The organism is Egicoccus halophilus (assembly GCF_004300825.1).
GTDB lineage: Bacteria > Actinomycetota > Nitriliruptoria > Nitriliruptorales > Nitriliruptoraceae > Egicoccus > Egicoccus halophilus.
In genome coordinates, this window is sequence record NZ_CP036250.1 from 1,780,705 (window position 1) to 1,796,365 (window position 15,661).

A 15,661-nucleotide genomic window follows, 5' to 3' on the forward strand; every position below is an offset into this window, starting at 1 on the left:
AGCGGTGTTGGGGCGCACGTACGGGCTCGGTCGCTCGGTGGGTGGACACCTCGAGCACCAAGGTCGTACGGGATCTCGCCGAGCGTCACCGAGCGATGTACCCACCACCATGGTGAGGCCCGGGCTGCTCGGCCATCCGCCCAGTGCGAGGGGTTTCGTGGCGCCCGAGGAAGTTCGGTGTCCGTTGACGCCCCGCAAGCCAAACGGTCGTGGCATCCTGCCGATGCCCGTCTGCCGGCTCGTACGGTCCAGCCGAAGCCGCTGCAGCGGACACGGAGTTCGCTCCTGTGCTACGCCGGGCGGGCGACCAATCATCTCGAGATGAGAACGAACGAATCGCACTCGATCTACCAGAGATGCACAGGATCCAACACATGCCGTTGTTTACGGTCGTCGTTCCTTCTTTCGGCAGGCCCGCTTACCTGTCGGATGCCATCAAGACGATCTTTCAGCAAACGGTGCGTGACTTCGAGGTCATCGTCGTCGACGACGCGTCCCCCGAGCCTGTCGAGGTCGACGATGCAAGAGTCAGGGTGGTGCGCTTGCCCGTCAACAGTGGCCCGGCCGCTGCTCGGAATCACGGGGTCGCGATGTCTGACAGTCAGTACGTAGCCCTTCTTGACGATGACGATCGTTGGCATCCCGAGCGGTTGGCTATGGCGCTGGCCGCGTTCGGGCGCGCACCGATCGCAATCTGTGGGCAGTCACCTACGGGGATTCGAAGGCTCGAGGGGTTCGTTCATGACGTAGTGCTCGACGGTTTGACGCCGAATCCGGGTGCCACCGCACTGCGTCGGTCGGCGTGGGTGCCGATGGACGAGAGCTATCGCGCTGCTGAAGACCTGGCATGGTGGCTTGACCTCAGCGAAAGTTTCGCGGTTGCTACGGTGTCGGCTCAAGGACTGTTCGTACGTGAGCATGACGGAGTGCGTCGCGGCTACGGAGCAGACAAGCGGATAACGTCCAGCTTACGTCTGCTGGAGGAACGACGAGGGTACTTCGACATGCATCCCAGAGCCGCTTCCTTCCGCTGGAAGAGAATCGGGCTGATGCATGACAAGCTGGGCCAAAGGGATCAAGCACGATCGGCGTACCTGCGTTCGATCAGGATTCGTCCGACCCTCGCGTCGCTTGCGCACTATGGCCGGACGTTTCGCGGATAACAGAGAGTTGAGGGGACTCTGACGCTGGATCGAAAGAGCAATCAAAGATAGAGGACTCGGGATTCCCAACTGCCAGCCGCTCGTCCGCAGAGTGAACTCAGGCTTCGGACCCACACGCCGCGGGTCCGCCTATTGGGTAAACGGGGGAGGAACCAAACGAGCCAGGCTATCGCTCGAATCACTTCTCGAAGTGGTCGACGTGCCGCCCCATCCTGTCGGTACTTCCGGTAGAGTCTCGGACCCGCCTTTGCCTTCCTATAGGCCTTCCTGCGGAGCTCACCGAGCGTCCCCGGTAGGCGGTAGTGCATGATTGCGTCTTCCGCGAAAGCGATACGGAAGCCTGCCAGCTGGGCTCTCCAGCAGAAGTCGATCTCGTCGCCCCCCGCCGCGAACGTCTCGTCCCAACCGCCGATCGATTCATACACTTCGCGTCGAAATCCGAGACTCGCGCCTACGGCGTAGGGAAGGAAGGACGCGCTGACGGGTAGCGATTTCCTCTCCCCGCCTTGCCACTCTCGCTGCATCGAAGTGTTCAACTGTTCGACGGAGAGCGCTCCGCCAACGAGGTCTGCGGATTCGAGTTCTCGAGCCATCGAGAGGACCCAGCGGACATCAGCGACATCATCGGCGTCGCAATGGAGAATCAGGTCGCCGCGGGCAATCTCGACTCCGGTATTTCTTGCGAAATTGATCCCCGTCCGCTTCGAAGCATCCACCAGTCGTACTCGCGGATCTCCGATCGAGAATGTTCTGACGACAGCTGCGGTTCCGTCCGTGGAACCGTTATCAGCAACGAGGATCTCGGCAAGCTCGAATCCATGATGGAGCTCCTGCCGCTGCAGCGCATCCAACTGCAGTCCGATAGTGGCCTCAGCGTTTCGCGCCGGTATGACGACCGAAACGACCTTCATCGGGAGCCCCACTTCCGCGACAGTTCGGTGGCAGCTTAGACGGAACCACTTCACGTGGCGCCGTCATGGGTTGCGAATGTCCCCGTCACCGGTGTTCCGGGACGGCGGGATGCTGAACCCGAGAGGGTTCCGAGCACTCGGGGGCTGCAGCCGTTGCGCGCAGTGGCCGCCGTCGCGGGCGTCGGGAAGGCGTACGGCACGCCGGCATCGCTGAGCGCTGCGACGCCGGCGGGCCGGATGCCGTCGAACCGGCGTCCGTGCCGTCGGACTGGCGCCATCGGGGAGATCATCGACCGCCCCTACGGTGGTGTCAGGTCCTGGTCGTCGGCGGACTCCGCCGATGCCATGGGACCAAGTGTGCGACTTGCTTCGTCAGCACGACCTTGCTGGGTGCAACCGCGACGTACAGTGCGGCTGGGGAGAGGGGTGCAAGGTGGAACGTAGACTGGTGTTCGTCTCGGCCGGCGACCGCCACCGACTCGACCCGTCGCTGGTGAGCGGCAACGGTTTCGACGTCTTGATCTACTTCTACGGCGACGACCGGGGCGTCCAGAACGACCTCGCCCGTCGAGGCCAACTTGTCGAGCGCAAGGGGGGCAAGTGGCCGAACCTGTTGGCGGCGCACCGGTCGAATGTGGCGAATCTGGGTAGCTATGATGCCGTTCTCGTACTGGATGACGATCTTGCACTGACGAACATCGAAGTGCTTCGCCTCTTCGATGTTCGGGAACACTACAACCTCTGCATCGCCCAGCCGGCCTTCGATCGCCGCGGCAGAGTGAGCTATGCAATTTCGACGCCTTCACCCTGGACGTCGCTGCGGTATGTCGAACTGGTGGAGGTCAATGCCCCGTTGTTCGCCGCAGAGCAACTGATCACGTTCCTCGACGTCTATGACGGATCCCTGACCGGCTGGGGGGTCGACTGGTGGTACACCGAGGTGCTTTGTAGCGGCGCTCGGATGTTCGCGGTCGTAGACGAGGTCGTGTGTATCAATCCGCTCGACCGTGAAGGCCAGCGCGAGATCGAACGCCTGCAGAGCAAGGCGCAGAGAATCGCCGATTGGGAGCGGGTGCGAGAGCAGCACGGACTGCAGCAGCTTCGCGCGCCGCGAACGGTGGGCAGGGTCTGGAGACGCCCGGATCGTGCGCTCGTGGCGTTTCTCGTCGAAGCCGGGCGTGTTGTCGCGCTGCTCCGAGCAGGTGGTGAGCCACGGCGTCTGCAGCTCAAGCGATGGCGGATGGGGAGCAAGCGTTGCATCCGTGGCGTCGTGGTCCGCCTGCCGGTCGGACCGAACTGAAGGCGCGGTTGCAGCCGGCTGCTGCTGACTCCTTGCGACGGTGCGATCTCTTCCGCTGCCGACCCGTGCGATGCCCATCGAATGGCGCTGCCCGTCTTCTCGCAGGGCGACAGCTCAGCGGCGCGTCGTCTCGCGCGCTACCCCGCAGCGGCAACGGCCCTTCGGGCGGACGGTCAGGGGTGATGACCCGCGAAACCTCCTAGCGTCGCGGACGGCGTCACGACGGCGAGGGAGATCGTGCAGGAGCTCGAGGCGGAGCCGACGGAGCCGACCGAGCCGATCCTGCGCGACGTCGACGTGGACATCACCGATCCGGGCAGCATCCTCGACGTGCTGGGGGAGGCGTCCCGCACACTCGCGGAAGGCTTCCTGTCCCGGCTGCCGCTGATCGTCCTCGGGCTGCTGCTGCTGGTCGTCGGCCTGCTGTTCGTCAAACTGCTGCTGCGCTGGACCGAGCACGGCCTGCGGCGCGCCCGCATCGAGCGCTCCGCCGAACGCCTCGTCATCAACCTGCTCCGCGTCTTCCTCGTCGTCTCCGTCCTGTTGTTCGCGCTCAACATCGCCGGCGTCGAGGTCGGCGCGGTCCTCGCCGGTCTGGGACTCGCCGGCCTGGCGCTCGCGTTCGCGCTGCAGAACATCCTGGAGAACTTCGTCGCCGGCATCCTGATCCTCATGCGGCGCCCGTTCCGTGCGGGTGACCAGATCGAGACCAACGAATACGCCGGCACGGTCGACGACATCGACCTGCGGGTCACGCGCCTGCGCGACTTCGACGGTGAACTGGTCCTGATCCCCAACGCGACCGTGTTCACCGAGCCGATCATCAACCTCACACGGCTCGGCGCCCGCCGCACCCGCGTCGTCGTGGGCATCGACTACCGCGACGACCACGACCGCGCCCGCGAGGTGCTCCACGACGCGGTGGCCGCCGTCGACGGGGTCCTGGCGCACCCGGCACCCGAGGTGCTGTGCATCGAGCTCGGTGACTCGAGCGTCGACTTCGAGCTCGCCTACTGGACCGCCCCGGACATGCGCACCGTCCGCCACGTCCGCGACCGCGTCCTGCGTGCGGCCAAGTCGGGCGTCGAGGCGGCCGGGATGACCATTCCCTGGCCGATCCGCACCCTCGAGTGGGGCCGCAGCGGGCTCGAGCTGGGACCTGGGAGCCGCGCGAGCCGTCCGGAGCACACCGAGCGGTGACGGTCCCGGGACGTCGGGTTCACCCTCCGGCGCCCGCCGTCCCGCCGTCCCGAGCCCGTTGCAGCAGTCGGAGCACGAGCGCGCCGACGACGTACCCGAGCAGCGCACCACCGGTGTTCGCCACGACGTCCCACACGTTCGGTTGCCGTTGCGGGACGAGCCACTGCGTCAGTTCGATCATCACGGAGGCGGCCGGAGCGAGCCACAGCAGACGTGGGCGGGAGGCCAGTCCCAGCACGAGCCCGACGGGTACGAACAGGGCCACGTTGAGGACGAAGGCCAGCTCGCCGGGCTCGACGCCCCTCGGGGCCAGACGGTCCGCGGCCCACAGGAACGGGGCCGGCGACCCGGGGAACAGCGTCAGCGTGACGATGGCGCCGACGGCGATGCCCGCCGCGAACCACAGCAGGTTCCCGACCAGGCCCGGCGAGGGCATCCGCAGCTGCTCGCGCAGGCTGCCGTCCCGTGGGCACTCGTCGGCACGCGGAGCACGGTCGACCCCCGGTCCGGCATCGTCGGTCACGCCGCCCCGCCCTTCGCCCCTACGTCGTTCCGGCCGGCGGATGCTACTGCGGTCGCCGGCGGCCGGTGCGGCCCTCGACCCGCGGACCGCCATGCGCGCGATCACGCGTCCCGCGGAGCTTCGGCACGTCGGACCGAACGCTTGAGCACCGCTCATCGAGATCTCAGGTTCCGGGCCGACCGCAGCGGATCCCGCGCGAGGACTGCACCCGGCGACGGGCAACGCAAGGTCCCGGAGGCGTCCGGCCGACGGGATCCGGTGACAGGGACGTCACCGAGGTCACCATGCGCCCATCCTTCCGCCGCCGCGCTCGTCTGCTGCCGGCGTTGACCATCACGGCGGCACTGCTGGCGACACCGCTCGCCGCGGCCGCTGCCACGCCGCCGAACGCGGCCCCCGCCACGCCGCCGACCGCGGCTCCCGCCACGCCGCTGGCCGCGGCCGGCGCCACGTCGCTCACCGCGGGCGGCGTCGCCCGCAGCTGCCCCCGGGACGTCGGTGCGGTGCGTCTGGCCGACGTGGGTGCCGGCGTCCACCGCGACAACGTCGTCTGCCTCGCTGCGCAGCAGGTCGTGGTCGGCTATGGCGACGGCACGTTCCGTCCCACGAACCCGGTCAGCCGCGCGCAGTTCGCGACCTTCCTCCACCGGCTCGTCACCGTCGAGCGTGGCCGCCCGGCGCCCGCCGCGGTCCCGTTCACCGACGTCCCGGCCGGTTCCACCCACGCCGAGGCGATCGGCGCACTCACCGCCGCCGGCATCGTCAGCGGCACGAGCGCCACCACCTTCGCCCCCGACCGGCAACTCAACCGTGGCCAGATGGCGGCGCTGCTCGCGCGCACCCACCGCCACCTGCAACCGGCGACGGCCGGACCGGTGGCTCTCGCCGCCGCTCCCCGCGACGTCGTGGGAACCACGTTCGAACACGAGGTCCGGCAGGTCATCGGCGCCGGCATCGCCGCCGGTCACGCCGACGGCACGTTCCGTCCCGGCGTGCAGGTCACCCGGGAGCAGATGGCCACCTTCCTGGTCCGGCTGCAGCAGGCGATCGCCGACCCCGACATCCCACCGTCCGACCCGTCGGCGCCGGCGCCGTCGACCCCCGCCGCACCCGCGCCGTCGGCCCCCACGGCGCCCCTGCCGGCCGCCCCGGCCGCGCCTCGCGTCGTGGTGCCGACCGACGGCCCCCGCGACAGCACCCTGCCGGAGCCGATCCGCGACCCGGAGGCCCTCGGCTTCCCGGGGCCCTCGACCACCGGGGTGACCGACCCGTCCCGCCTGCGGCTGGTCGAGGGCCGCGTGAACCTCTCCCGCGACGGCGAGGTGTTCGAGAACGCGTTGGTCCGGGGCCGGATCTACGTCACCGGCAAGGACGTCACCATCCGCAACGTGCGCCTCGAGACCGGTGCGGACTGGGGCATCCACGTCGACAGTCGCAACGGCGCCCGCCGACTGCTCGTGGTCGACACCGAGATCATCGGCCAGGGCGACACGTGCATCGCCGGCATCGCCCACGGGAACTTCACCGCCCGACGGGTCGAGGTCACCAATTGTGACGACGGCATGCGCATCGGGCCCGACACCACCGTCGAGGGCTCCTTCGTCCACGGCCTGCGCAAGTCCAAGGGCGACGAGCACAACGACGCGCTGCAGACCACCGGCGGCAGCAACATCCGCATCCGCAACAACACGCTGATCTCCGTGTGGAAGCGGCAGACCTCGTCGGTCTTCCTCCAGGCGATCTTCGGCCCGATCGACAACGTCGTGGTGGAGGGCAACCTGATGAGCGGCGGCACCTACACCGTCTACGTCGAGAACGTCGGCGAGCAGCCCGGACCGACCAACGTGCACATCCGCGACAACGTGTTCGTGCAGGACTCGTGGCTGTACGGCCACCGACGGTTCCGCGACGCCCAGGTCACCTGGCGCGACAACGTCACCTCGAGTGGCCAACGGCTGTCCTGACCGGCCGCGCCGGTCGCGCCGGTCACGCGGCGCGGCTGGTCTCGTCGCGCAGCCAGCGGTCCTGGCCGCGGCGCTCGGCGAGTCGGGCCAGGACGCGACTGACCACCGCGACCAGGACGAACAACGCCGCCCCCGGCCACCATCGCGGCTGCCGCAGGTGTCGGAGCAGGAACGTGCGGGTCGAATCGGTCGTCGAGCCCGACACCGACGCGTCGTCGACGCGCTCGAGGCGCCGGTTCAGGCGCTGGATGCGCACGCTGCGCTGCAGTTGCGCCCGCATCGTCCGTGGCGTCGAGATCACGAACGTCCCGGGGGAGCGCACCCGGTCCTGCGGCGGGATCAACCGCTGCACGAACGCGTCGTCGGGAAGGTCACGAGGCCACGGCCCGAACCGCTCCCGCCCCGCACGGGTCAGCGCGAACACGCCCGAACCGACGTAGCCGGCCCCGTAGACCGGATGCCGGGACAGGAAGCCGAAGTAGGACCGCACGGCGGCACTCGCGGCAGACGCGTCGAAGCGCGGTGCCGGCGCCCCGGCGAGGCCCCGTTCGCGCAGCTCCGCGGCCAGCGCCCGTGCCGTGCGACCGTGCATCTGCACGTCCGCGTCGAGGTAGATGCGCGGGTACACGCTCGCGACGTCGTCACCGCGCTGCAGGGCGGCCTGCTTGGAGGGTTCGGCGATCTCCTCGACGCGCACGCCCGGATGGCGGCGGGCGCGCTCGGCGGTGTCGTCGCCGCAGCCGTTGCAGACCACGATCACCTCGAACTCGCCGGGGCGGACGTCCTCGAGCAGCACCCGCAGGCACCGGTCGATGACCGCCCCCTCGTCATGCGCCGGGATGACGACGCTGGCCGACGGACCGCTGCCGCCGCTGCTGCTGCTGCCGCCGCTGCTCATGCCGCCGCCGCACGGGCCGCCGTGAGCTCGGCGGCGGTGCGGTCGCCGACCGTCGGGTGCCCACCGGTCCACGCCCGACGGTGCTCGAACAGGGCCTGCCAGTTGGCGGCGGCTCGCCGTCGGCCCGGCAGCAGTCGACCGATCCGGCCGCGGACGGCCGCGCCGACGACCAGCAGGGCGACCGCCAGCGGGCCGAGGAGCGGACCGAGATGGGTGCGGTACAGCTGCGCCTTGCCCCGGAACAACAGCACGTCGCGACGCAACGGATCGGACGACGACGCCGCCCCGACATGGGTGTAGTCGACGTCGGTGTGGACCGCGGTCGGCCGACCGTGCCGGGCCGCGCGGGCGGCGAGGTCGACGTCCTCGCCGTACAGGAAGAACGCCTCGTCGAAGCCGCCCAGCTGTTCCCAGGCCTCCCGGCGTACGGCCAGCACCGCACCCGACACGGCCGGGACGCGTCGAACCCCCGCACCGGCGGCGAGTTCGACCGGACCGTGACCCACCAGCGTCGGCACCCGGCGGCGCAGGGGAACGTCGAGCAACGTGGCGAACGCCACCGCTCCGGAGAGGTTCGGCAGGCCGAGCACGCAGCGTTCGTCGTAGCGACCGTCGGCATGGACGGCGCGGGCGCCCAGGAGCCCGATCCGCGGGCGCGATCGCACGGCCGCCACCAGACGTGCCAGGCCGCCGGGTGCGAGCACCGCGTCGGGGTTGACCAGCACGACGACCGGTGAGGCCGTCGCCGCGACGGCCCGGTTGCAGCCGCCGGCGAACCCGAGGTTCTCGCCGAAGGCCAGCACCCGCGCGTCACCGCGGCCACGGACGTGCTCGACGGTGCCGTCGGTCGAGCCGTTGTCGGCCACCACGAGCTCGCCGCCGACCTCGGCGACCTGCGGCGCCAGCGCGTCCAGACAGGCGTCGATCGTGCGTCGCGAGTGGAAGGTCAGCACGATGACGCTGACGGCGAGGTCGCTCACGCAGTGTCCTCTTCTGGGCGGGCCGCAGAACCTAGGTGCCGTCCGGATCCGGCGCCCGGTCCAGGGCCGCCCGCCCGGCCGATGCGCGCACCACGTCCCAGCGGTTCCGAGCGGTGCCGCACGGTCGCGATCCGCCGGGGGCGACCGTCGCTAGTCTCGGCGCCTGCTGGGGCCTCCGGAGTCGAAACCTTGCGCGAGCGTGACCGTCCATTGGTGCTGCACGTCGTCGAGGCGCTCGGCGGTGGCGTCCAGTCGGCCTTGATCGACCACCTGCGATCGGTGCCGGAGTTCGACCACGTCGTGCTGGGACCGCCACGTCCGGGACACGCCACCGGCGAGGCGCTCGTGCCGCCGGCCAAGCGCTGGGTGCCCTGCCCGCGCCGTCTCGACCGGGCCGCGTACGCGCTGCACCGGATCCACCGGCGCCTGCGGCCCGACGTCGTGCACGCCCATTCCTCGTTCGCGGGGGTATGGGTCCGCGCCTCGGCCATCCCGACCCGACGGATCGTCTACACGCCCCACTGCTACGCCTTCGAGCGGGTCGACCTGTCCCCGCTGGTGCGACGGACCGTCCACGGCGTCGAGCGGGCGTTGGCCCCCCGCACCGGGGTCGTCGCCGCGGTCAGTCCACGTGAGGCCGAACTGGCCTCCGACCTGAGCAACGGCGCGGCCAGGATCGTGTACGTGCCCAACGTCGCGCGGGTCGCCGACGTGTCTCCCGCGGAACCCGTCGAGCGCACCGTGCTCGGCATCGGCCGGTTCTCGGCGCAGAAGGACCCGTACTTCTTCGCGGACGTGGCCGGACGCCTGCGCGACGAGGGGTGGCGGTTCACCTGGATCGGGGACGGGCCCGACGCCTACCGGTCCGTGCTCGAGGCCAACGGCGTCGCCCTGCCGGGCTGGCGTACCCGGGAGCAGGTCCTGGACACCCTGGCCTCCTCGGCGGTCTACCTGCACACCGCCGCGTGGGAAGGGGCCCCGGTCACGCTGCTCGAGGCGGCGGCGTTGGGACGCCCGATCGTCGGCCGACGCATCCCGGCACTGGCCTCGCTCGGCGTCGAGGGGCTCGGGGACACCCCGGCGGAGGTCGCCGACTCGATCCGGGCGCTCGGAGATCCCGACGCGCTGCGTGCGGCGAGTGACGCCTCGCGCCAGCTCGACGCCCGCCACTCCGGCGAGGCGCAGCGCCGCGGACTGCTCGAGGCGTACGCCGCCGTGCTCGGTACCGCTCCGGACGCGGAGGTCCGCGTGCCATGACGACCATCCTCGCGGTCGCCAACCTCGGCGGCCACCTGCGGCAGCTGCTCGAGTTGCTGCCCCGGCTCGACGTCCAGGGCGACGTGCTGTGGATGACCAACGACGGCGAGCAGAGTCGCTCGCTGCTGGCCGACCAGACCGTCTGCTACCTGCCCTATCCACGGGCGGGCAGCATCGGGGACGCGGTCAGCAACGCGCGCATCGCCGCGCGGGCCCTGCGGGGCCGGTCGGTCGATGTCGCCGTGTCCACCGGGTCGAGCCTGGCGGTGTCGGTGCTGCCGCTGGCCGCGGCACGGGGGGCCGAGGTCCACTACATCGAGTCGGCGACCCGCACCGCCGGTCCGTCGCGGGCGGGACAGCTCCTGCAACGGCTGCCCGCCGTCCACCTCTACACCCAGAGCACCGACTGGGCGGACCACCGCTGGCGCTACGTCGGCGACGTGTTCGACGGCTTCACCCTGCGGCCGCGGGCCACCGGGGGGATCCGCCGGGTCGTGGTCACCCTGGGCACGTCGACCTTCGGCGGGTTCCGGCGGCTGTGCGAGCGGCTGCTCACGATCCTGCCCGCCGACGTCGAGGTGCTGTGGCAGACCGGCACCACCGACGTGACGGGCCTGCCGATCGAACCGACCGTCGAGCTGCCCGCAACCGCACTCGAGGCCGCGATCGTCGCCGCCGACGTGGTGGTCTCGCACGCCGGCACCGGCTCGGCGCTCACGGCGCTGGCCAACGGCAAGGCTCCGGTGCTGGTACCACGGGACCCGCTGCACGGTGAGCACGTCGACGGTCACCAGTTCGAGATCGCCGAGCGGCTCGCGGCCGCTGGTCTGGGGATCGTCCGGAGGGTCGAGGAACTGACCCTGGACACCCTGACCGAGGCGGCGTCGTTCGAGGCGGTCCGCCTCGGGGACACCCGCCCATTCCCGTTGACCTGACCGCCGCCGTGGGTCACCCTGCCAACGCCACGTCCGACGCCCCTTCCCAGTCCTGGTCGTCCCCTCGATGAGCACGTCGCTGACCGTCCTGCGCGCCGCCGCGTCTCCCCGCCGGCGGGTGTCGGCGCGCCTGCTGCGCCGGTTGCTGCTGGCGGTGGCGCTGCTCTGTCTGGTGATGGCCTTCGTGACGGCCGAGGTGCGCTACCAGGCGTCGGCGGACCTGCTCTTCGTCCACGACGAGCTCGAGCTGTCGAGCACGGCCACGGTGACGGCCGATGGCGAGGGGGTCCCGGCCGTCGAACCGCAGTACCAGGGTCGGACGGGGACGGGCTACTACGCCGAACTGCTGCGGGCCAGGACCGAGGAACCGGGCGTGGCCGCGCGACTGACGGGCGTCCCCGGCAGCGAGGTGACGATCGAGTACCACCGCTGGGACGCGGCCCCGTTGCTCGGGCTCACCGTCCGCGGGGTCGAGCGCGAGCAGATCGCCCCCGCCCTCGCCGCCACGGTGGCCGGTCTGCGTGGCGACCTGGCCGCGCTCCAGGTCGCGCGGGAGGACGCCGGGCAGTCGTCGCTGTCGCTGATGGCCCTGCCGGCCGAGGCGCCGCCGCGGCTCGATCCCGAGGGGCTGCTCGAACCGTTCTTCTGGCTCGTCGGTGCGGTGTTCGCCATCGGGATCTGGATCGGCCTCGACGGTGCCCGCTGGATCGCCGGTCCTGCCGGCGACCGTCGACGCGACGCGCCGGACGCGTCCGACGCGCCGGGGGCGCATCCATGAGCCTCGCCATCCGCCCTGGAGAACGTCGTCGGCAGGACGGGCTCGGTCCGGCGACCACGCTGCGGACCGGCCGTGACGTCACCACGCCGCTGGTCATCGCCTACGTGCTGCTGCTGTTCGTCCTCCCGGCCCGGTTGACGGTGATGGCCATGGGCGGCATCGGCCAGCCGGCGCTGTTGCTGGGCATCCTGCTCGCGCTGATGTGGTGCATGGACAAGGTCGTCCCCGGCGGTGACCTGCACCGGGGGCCCAACCCGATCCGCTGGGCGCTGGTGCCCTACGCGGTGCTGTTGCTGCTCAACCACCTCGTGCTGCAGTTGCGACCCCAGACCGGCCTCGAGGCCAGCTCCTCGACCCGCATCCTCATCATCAACCTGACGATGATCGGGGTGGCGCTGTTCGTCAGCGACACCCTGCCCGGGCGTCGTCAGCTGCATGCGGTGCTCAAGGCGGTCGTCGTGGGTGCTGCGGCCTGCGCCGTGGTCGGCCACGTGCAGTTCTTCACCGGATTCGACCTGCCGGCGCTGCTGGACCTCCCGGGGCTCGACTACAGCACCCCGTTCGACGGGGTGTTCTCCCGCAGCGGGATGAACCGACCCGCCGGGACCACCCTGCACCCGATCGAGTACGGCGTCGTCCTGGGTGCCGCGCTGCCGCCGGCGTTGCACGTCGCCCTGGCGGCCCCGCACCGACGTCGCGTCCGATGGTGGATCGCGGTCGCACTGATCGCCAGCGGGGTGCTGCTGTCGGTATCGCGGTCCGGGGTGCTCGCTGCCGGGGCGGCCCTGTTGCCACTGCTGCTGCACTGGGACTGGCGCCGTCGCGCCAACACGTTGCTGGTCGCCATGGCCGGCCTGGTCGTGTCCTGGCTGGCCCTTCCCAACCTCATCAGCACGTTCCGGTCGCTGTTCGGGACGCTGGAGACCGACCCGAGCGCGCAGGCCCGGCTCGAGCGGTTCCCGATCGCCTTCGAGACGACGATGCAGCGGCCCTGGCTCGGTCGCGGCCTGGGCACCTACACCGTCGAGGAGGGCACGCTGCTCGACCAGCAGCTCTACCAGAGCGCGATCGAGCTCGGCCTGGTGGGTCTCGCCCTGACGGTGCTGCTGGTCGGCATCGCGGTCGGCGTCGGCATCGCGATCTTCCTCGACCGGCGACGCACCGCTGCCGATGCCTCGTTGGCGATGGCCCTGGTCGGCGCGATCGCCGCGTTGGCCGTCTCGAGCGCCACCTACACCGCCTTCTGGTATCGCATCCACCTCAGCCTGCTGTTCCTCGTGATCGGGCTGCTGGGTGCGCTGTGGACGCTGGTCACCAGCGGCGAGCCGACCACGACCGACGCCGTCGCGGTCGCCGACGTCCCTGCCCCGGGAACCGACGGGGACGATGGGCGCGCTGCGGACCGGGCGCACGGTCCACGTCGACACCCGGGGGCTGATCGCTAAGGTGGCGCCGTCGACGACGGCCCCGCACACTTCGCTGGGCCGTCGTACTGCTGAGTCGAAGGGGACTCGTTGGATCCGGTCGAGCTCGTCCGTGTCAGCGTCCGACGCTGGTACGTGACCGTGCCACTGCTCGCGCTCGGCGTCGTGGCCGCAGTCTTCATCCTCGTCAACGCCGAACGGGTGCACGAGGTGAACGGTTCGGTGCTGCTCGCCGACCGGGCCGTACTGGACGCGGAGGCCGGCGGGGACTTCGGCGCCGCCCGTGACGAGACCCCGCCCGACGGCGACGTGCCCGAGGGCGACGGGACGGTCGCTGACGCGCTCGACGACGACACGGTCGACGACGGCACGGTCGACGGTGCCCTCGAAGGCGAGGACGGCGACGCGGCGGGGGCCGCAGCGAACGAGCAGGACGAGGACGAGGGCATCAGCGCCGGGCTGCTGGCCGAGATCATCAACCTCGACGGTCGCGCGACGACCAACCCCGACGAGGGCAGCGGTGCCAGCCTGCGTGCCAACGGGGTGTCCAACACGACGTTGCGCATCGACGTGTTCAGCGACGACCCGGCCGAGGCACAGGCGCTGCTCGAGGAGAAGTACGTCGAGGCGGCGCAGATCATCGGTGAGCAGCGGGTCCTCGAGCAGGTCGTGTTCCCGCAGGAGGCCTCGCCGTCGAGCGACGGCCGGGGAGCGTTCCAGTCGTCCGCGCTGCTGCGCATCCGGGAACTCGACGTCGGCGGGGGCGAGCCGATCGCCAGCGGCTATGCGCTGCAGGTCGTGACCGAGCTGATGCTCGCCGCGGAGTCGTACGCCGCCGTCGAGGCCGCCACCGGTGGCGTCGAGTTCGACTACACCGTGGCGCAGCTCGCGGCCGACCAGGCGCCGCTGCTCGACATCACCGTCGAGGCCCCGTCCGAGGAGGACGCCGAACGCGTCTGGGTCGCCGTCCGCGACGTCGCCGACGAGCGCCTCGAGCGTCTCCAGCAGGTGCACGGGGTCCCCCAGGAGCAGTGGCTCGGCTTCGCGGAGCTGGTCCGCGACCCGCCGCAGGAGTTGACGACGTCCGAGGGCCGCCGTCTGGCGATGATCGCCCTCGGGATCTTCGGTCTGCTCGCGCTGGCCGCCGGCCTCGCGGTCGACGGTGCCGCCCGTCGCCGTGCCCTGGCGGACGCCGACGAGCCGGTCGGGGACGCCGACGAGCCGGTCGGGGATGCCGACGAGCCGGTCGGGGACGTCGACGAGCCGGTCGGGGACGCCGACGAGCCGGTCGGGGATGCCGACGAGCCGGTCGGGGACGTCGACGAGCCGGTCGACGAGCGCTGGGACGTCGATGATCCCGCCGTGCGGACGCCGAGCGACGACGGACCGGTGGAGGAGCGGCGCGAGCGTGTCTGACGCGACCTCGACGCCTCCGTCCGCCGACCCGGCGGCCGACACCGCCGACCGGGCCGCGCCGCCGCGTGTCGACGTGCTGATGATCACCCACCGGCGGCCCGACTACACCCGCCTGGCGTTGCCACGGTTGCTCGAGGCCACCGGACCACACGTCAACGTGTGGGTGTGGCACAACGGCGACCACGCCGAGACCCTCGAGGTGGTGCAGGCCCACCGGGACCACCCCCGGCTCGCCCGCTTCCACCACAGCCGCGAGAACCTCGGTCTGCGTGCACCGACCAACTGGCTGTGGACCGAGTCGGACGCCCCCTACGTGTCCAAGGTCGACGACGACTGCCTCGTCGACCACGCCTTCACCGACCCGATGCTCGCGGCCCACGTCGACGTCCCGCGGCTCGGGGTGGTCGGGGCATGGCGCTTCCTCGACGAGGACTACCGCCGGTTCGCCTCCCGCCGCAAGATGGTCACGTTGCCCGGCGAACACCAGCTGCTGCGCAACCTGTGGGTGCAGGGGAGCAGCTACGTGATGAAGCGCGAGATCGTCGAGCGGCTCGGGCCACTGCCCGAGGGGGTGACCTTCCCCCAGTACTGCCGCCGCGCGGCGGCCGCTGGATGGCTCAACGGCTGGCTGTACCCGTTCGTGCGCGAGCAGCACCTCGACGACCCTCGATTCCGCCTCAGCGCCCTGCGCGACCCGGAGGTCTTCGCCCGGGAGGCGCCGCTGTCGGCCCGCATGGAGGGCGTCCACACCGTCGACCAGTGGCGACGGGAGATGACGATCTCGGCGCTGCGCGTGCAACGGGCGCCACTGAACCCGGCGCGCCACGACGGTCTGCCCGGAAAGGTCATCCAGGCCCGCAAGCGGGTCCGGCGCCTGCTGCGACGCGCTGGCGTCCCCCTCTGAGCCCACGG

At 70.9% G+C, this 15,661-nt stretch carries 14 protein-coding genes; 10 read left to right on the forward strand and 4 right to left on the reverse strand.

The window, feature by feature from the left end; translation table 11 throughout:
• Positions 1–374 precede the first annotated feature (374 nt).
• Positions 375–1,163, forward strand: coding sequence for a glycosyltransferase family 2 protein (locus tag ELR47_RS07905; RefSeq protein WP_165403933.1), 789 nt, complete (start codon positions 375–377; stop codon positions 1,161–1,163).
• Between the two features lie 41 nt (positions 1,164–1,204).
• On the opposite strand, the gene ELR47_RS07910 is transcribed toward ELR47_RS07905, so the two are convergent.
• The gene (locus ELR47_RS07910) at positions 1,205–2,074 is read right to left on the reverse strand and encodes a glycosyltransferase family 2 protein (RefSeq protein WP_130649405.1); all 870 of its coding nucleotides are present in this window, start codon (positions 2,072–2,074) and stop codon (positions 1,205–1,207) included.
• A gap of 433 nt (positions 2,075–2,507) precedes the next feature.
• Here ELR47_RS07910 and ELR47_RS07915 point away from each other — a divergent pair, with 433 nt between their 5' ends.
• Together ELR47_RS07915 and ELR47_RS07920 are read left to right on the forward strand one after the other, a co-directional pair.
• Complete coding sequence (locus ELR47_RS07915; RefSeq protein WP_130649406.1) at positions 2,508–3,374, forward strand: hypothetical protein; 867 nt, start codon at positions 2,508–2,510, stop codon at positions 3,372–3,374.
• 237 nt (positions 3,375–3,611) lie between these two features.
• The gene (locus ELR47_RS07920) at positions 3,612–4,574 is read left to right on the forward strand and encodes a mechanosensitive ion channel family protein (protein WP_165403934.1); all 963 of its coding nucleotides are present in this window, start codon (positions 3,612–3,614) and stop codon (positions 4,572–4,574) included.
• Between the two features lie 19 nt (positions 4,575–4,593).
• Here ELR47_RS07920 and ELR47_RS07925 read toward each other — a convergent pair whose 3' ends face one another.
• Positions 4,594–5,097, reverse strand: coding sequence for a VanZ family protein (locus ELR47_RS07925; protein ID WP_165403935.1), 504 nt, complete (start codon positions 5,095–5,097; stop codon positions 4,594–4,596).
• A gap of 284 nt (positions 5,098–5,381) precedes the next feature.
• Here ELR47_RS07925 and ELR47_RS07930 point away from each other — a divergent pair, with 284 nt between their 5' ends.
• On the forward strand, positions 5,382–7,061 hold the full coding sequence (locus tag ELR47_RS07930) for an S-layer homology domain-containing protein (protein ID WP_130649409.1): 1,680 nt from the start codon (positions 5,382–5,384) through the stop codon (positions 7,059–7,061).
• Positions 7,062–7,083: 22 nt separating this feature from the next.
• Here the strand turns inward: ELR47_RS07930 and ELR47_RS07935 are convergent, their stop codons facing one another.
• Positions 7,084–7,959, reverse strand: a complete 876-nt coding sequence (locus tag ELR47_RS07935; RefSeq protein ID WP_130649410.1) for a glycosyltransferase family 2 protein — start codon at positions 7,957–7,959, stop codon at positions 7,084–7,086.
• Positions 7,956–8,939 (reverse strand): glycosyltransferase family 2 protein, encoded by a 984-nt coding sequence (locus tag ELR47_RS07940; protein WP_165403936.1) that lies wholly within the window; start codon positions 8,937–8,939, stop codon positions 7,956–7,958. Before ELR47_RS07940 ends, ELR47_RS07935 begins: the two co-directional genes overlap by 4 nt.
• A gap of 189 nt (positions 8,940–9,128) precedes the next feature.
• Between ELR47_RS07940 and ELR47_RS07945 the strand changes: the two genes are divergently transcribed.
• From ELR47_RS07945 to ELR47_RS07965, 6 genes are all read left to right on the forward strand, one after another.
• Positions 9,129–10,196 carry a glycosyltransferase gene (locus tag ELR47_RS07945; protein WP_165403937.1) on the forward strand — a complete coding sequence of 356 codons (1,068 nt, stop codon included), beginning with the start codon at positions 9,129–9,131 and terminating at the stop codon, positions 10,194–10,196.
• On the forward strand, positions 10,193–11,131 hold the full coding sequence (locus ELR47_RS07950; protein WP_130649413.1) for a glycosyltransferase: 939 nt from the start codon (positions 10,193–10,195) through the stop codon (positions 11,129–11,131). Before ELR47_RS07945 ends, ELR47_RS07950 begins: the two co-directional genes overlap by 4 nt.
• Positions 11,132–11,198: 67 nt before the next feature.
• Positions 11,199–11,909 carry a hypothetical protein gene (locus ELR47_RS07955; protein WP_130649414.1) on the forward strand — a complete coding sequence of 237 codons (711 nt, stop codon included), beginning with the start codon at positions 11,199–11,201 and terminating at the stop codon, positions 11,907–11,909.
• Positions 11,906–13,354, forward strand: a complete 1,449-nt coding sequence (locus tag ELR47_RS07960) for an O-antigen ligase family protein (protein WP_130649415.1) — start codon at positions 11,906–11,908, stop codon at positions 13,352–13,354. Before ELR47_RS07955 ends, ELR47_RS07960 begins: the two co-directional genes overlap by 4 nt.
• A gap of 69 nt (positions 13,355–13,423) precedes the next feature.
• Positions 13,424–14,749, forward strand: coding sequence for a DUF2218 domain-containing protein (locus tag ELR47_RS18270; protein ID WP_165403938.1), 1,326 nt, complete (start codon positions 13,424–13,426; stop codon positions 14,747–14,749).
• Positions 14,742–15,653 (forward strand): glycosyltransferase, encoded by a 912-nt coding sequence (locus ELR47_RS07965; RefSeq protein WP_165403939.1) that lies wholly within the window; start codon positions 14,742–14,744, stop codon positions 15,651–15,653. The genes ELR47_RS18270 and ELR47_RS07965 overlap by 8 nt, the downstream gene beginning before the upstream one ends.
• The last annotated feature ends 8 nt before the right edge of the window (positions 15,654–15,661 follow it).

What these genes read in the sequence shown, in the direction of transcription:
- ELR47_RS07955 (WP_130649414.1), top strand. Translation starts at nt 11,199, where the DNA reads ATGAGCACGTCGCTGACCGTCCTGCGCGCCGCCGCGTCTCCCCGCCGG.
- ELR47_RS07935 (WP_130649410.1), bottom strand. Translation starts at nt 7,959, where the DNA reads ATGAGCAGCGGCGGCAGCAGCAGCAGCGGCGGCAGCGGTCCGTCGGCC.
- ELR47_RS07905 (WP_165403933.1), top strand. Translation starts at nt 375, where the DNA reads ATGCCGTTGTTTACGGTCGTCGTTCCTTCTTTCGGCAGGCCCGCTTAC.
- ELR47_RS07950 (WP_130649413.1), top strand. Translation starts at nt 10,193, where the DNA reads ATGACGACCATCCTCGCGGTCGCCAACCTCGGCGGCCACCTGCGGCAG.
- ELR47_RS07930 (WP_130649409.1), top strand. Translation starts at nt 5,382, where the DNA reads ATGCGCCCATCCTTCCGCCGCCGCGCTCGTCTGCTGCCGGCGTTGACC.
- ELR47_RS07910 (WP_130649405.1), bottom strand. Translation starts at nt 2,074, where the DNA reads ATGAAGGTCGTTTCGGTCGTCATACCGGCGCGAAACGCTGAGGCCACT.
- ELR47_RS07960 (WP_130649415.1), top strand. Translation starts at nt 11,906, where the DNA reads ATGAGCCTCGCCATCCGCCCTGGAGAACGTCGTCGGCAGGACGGGCTC.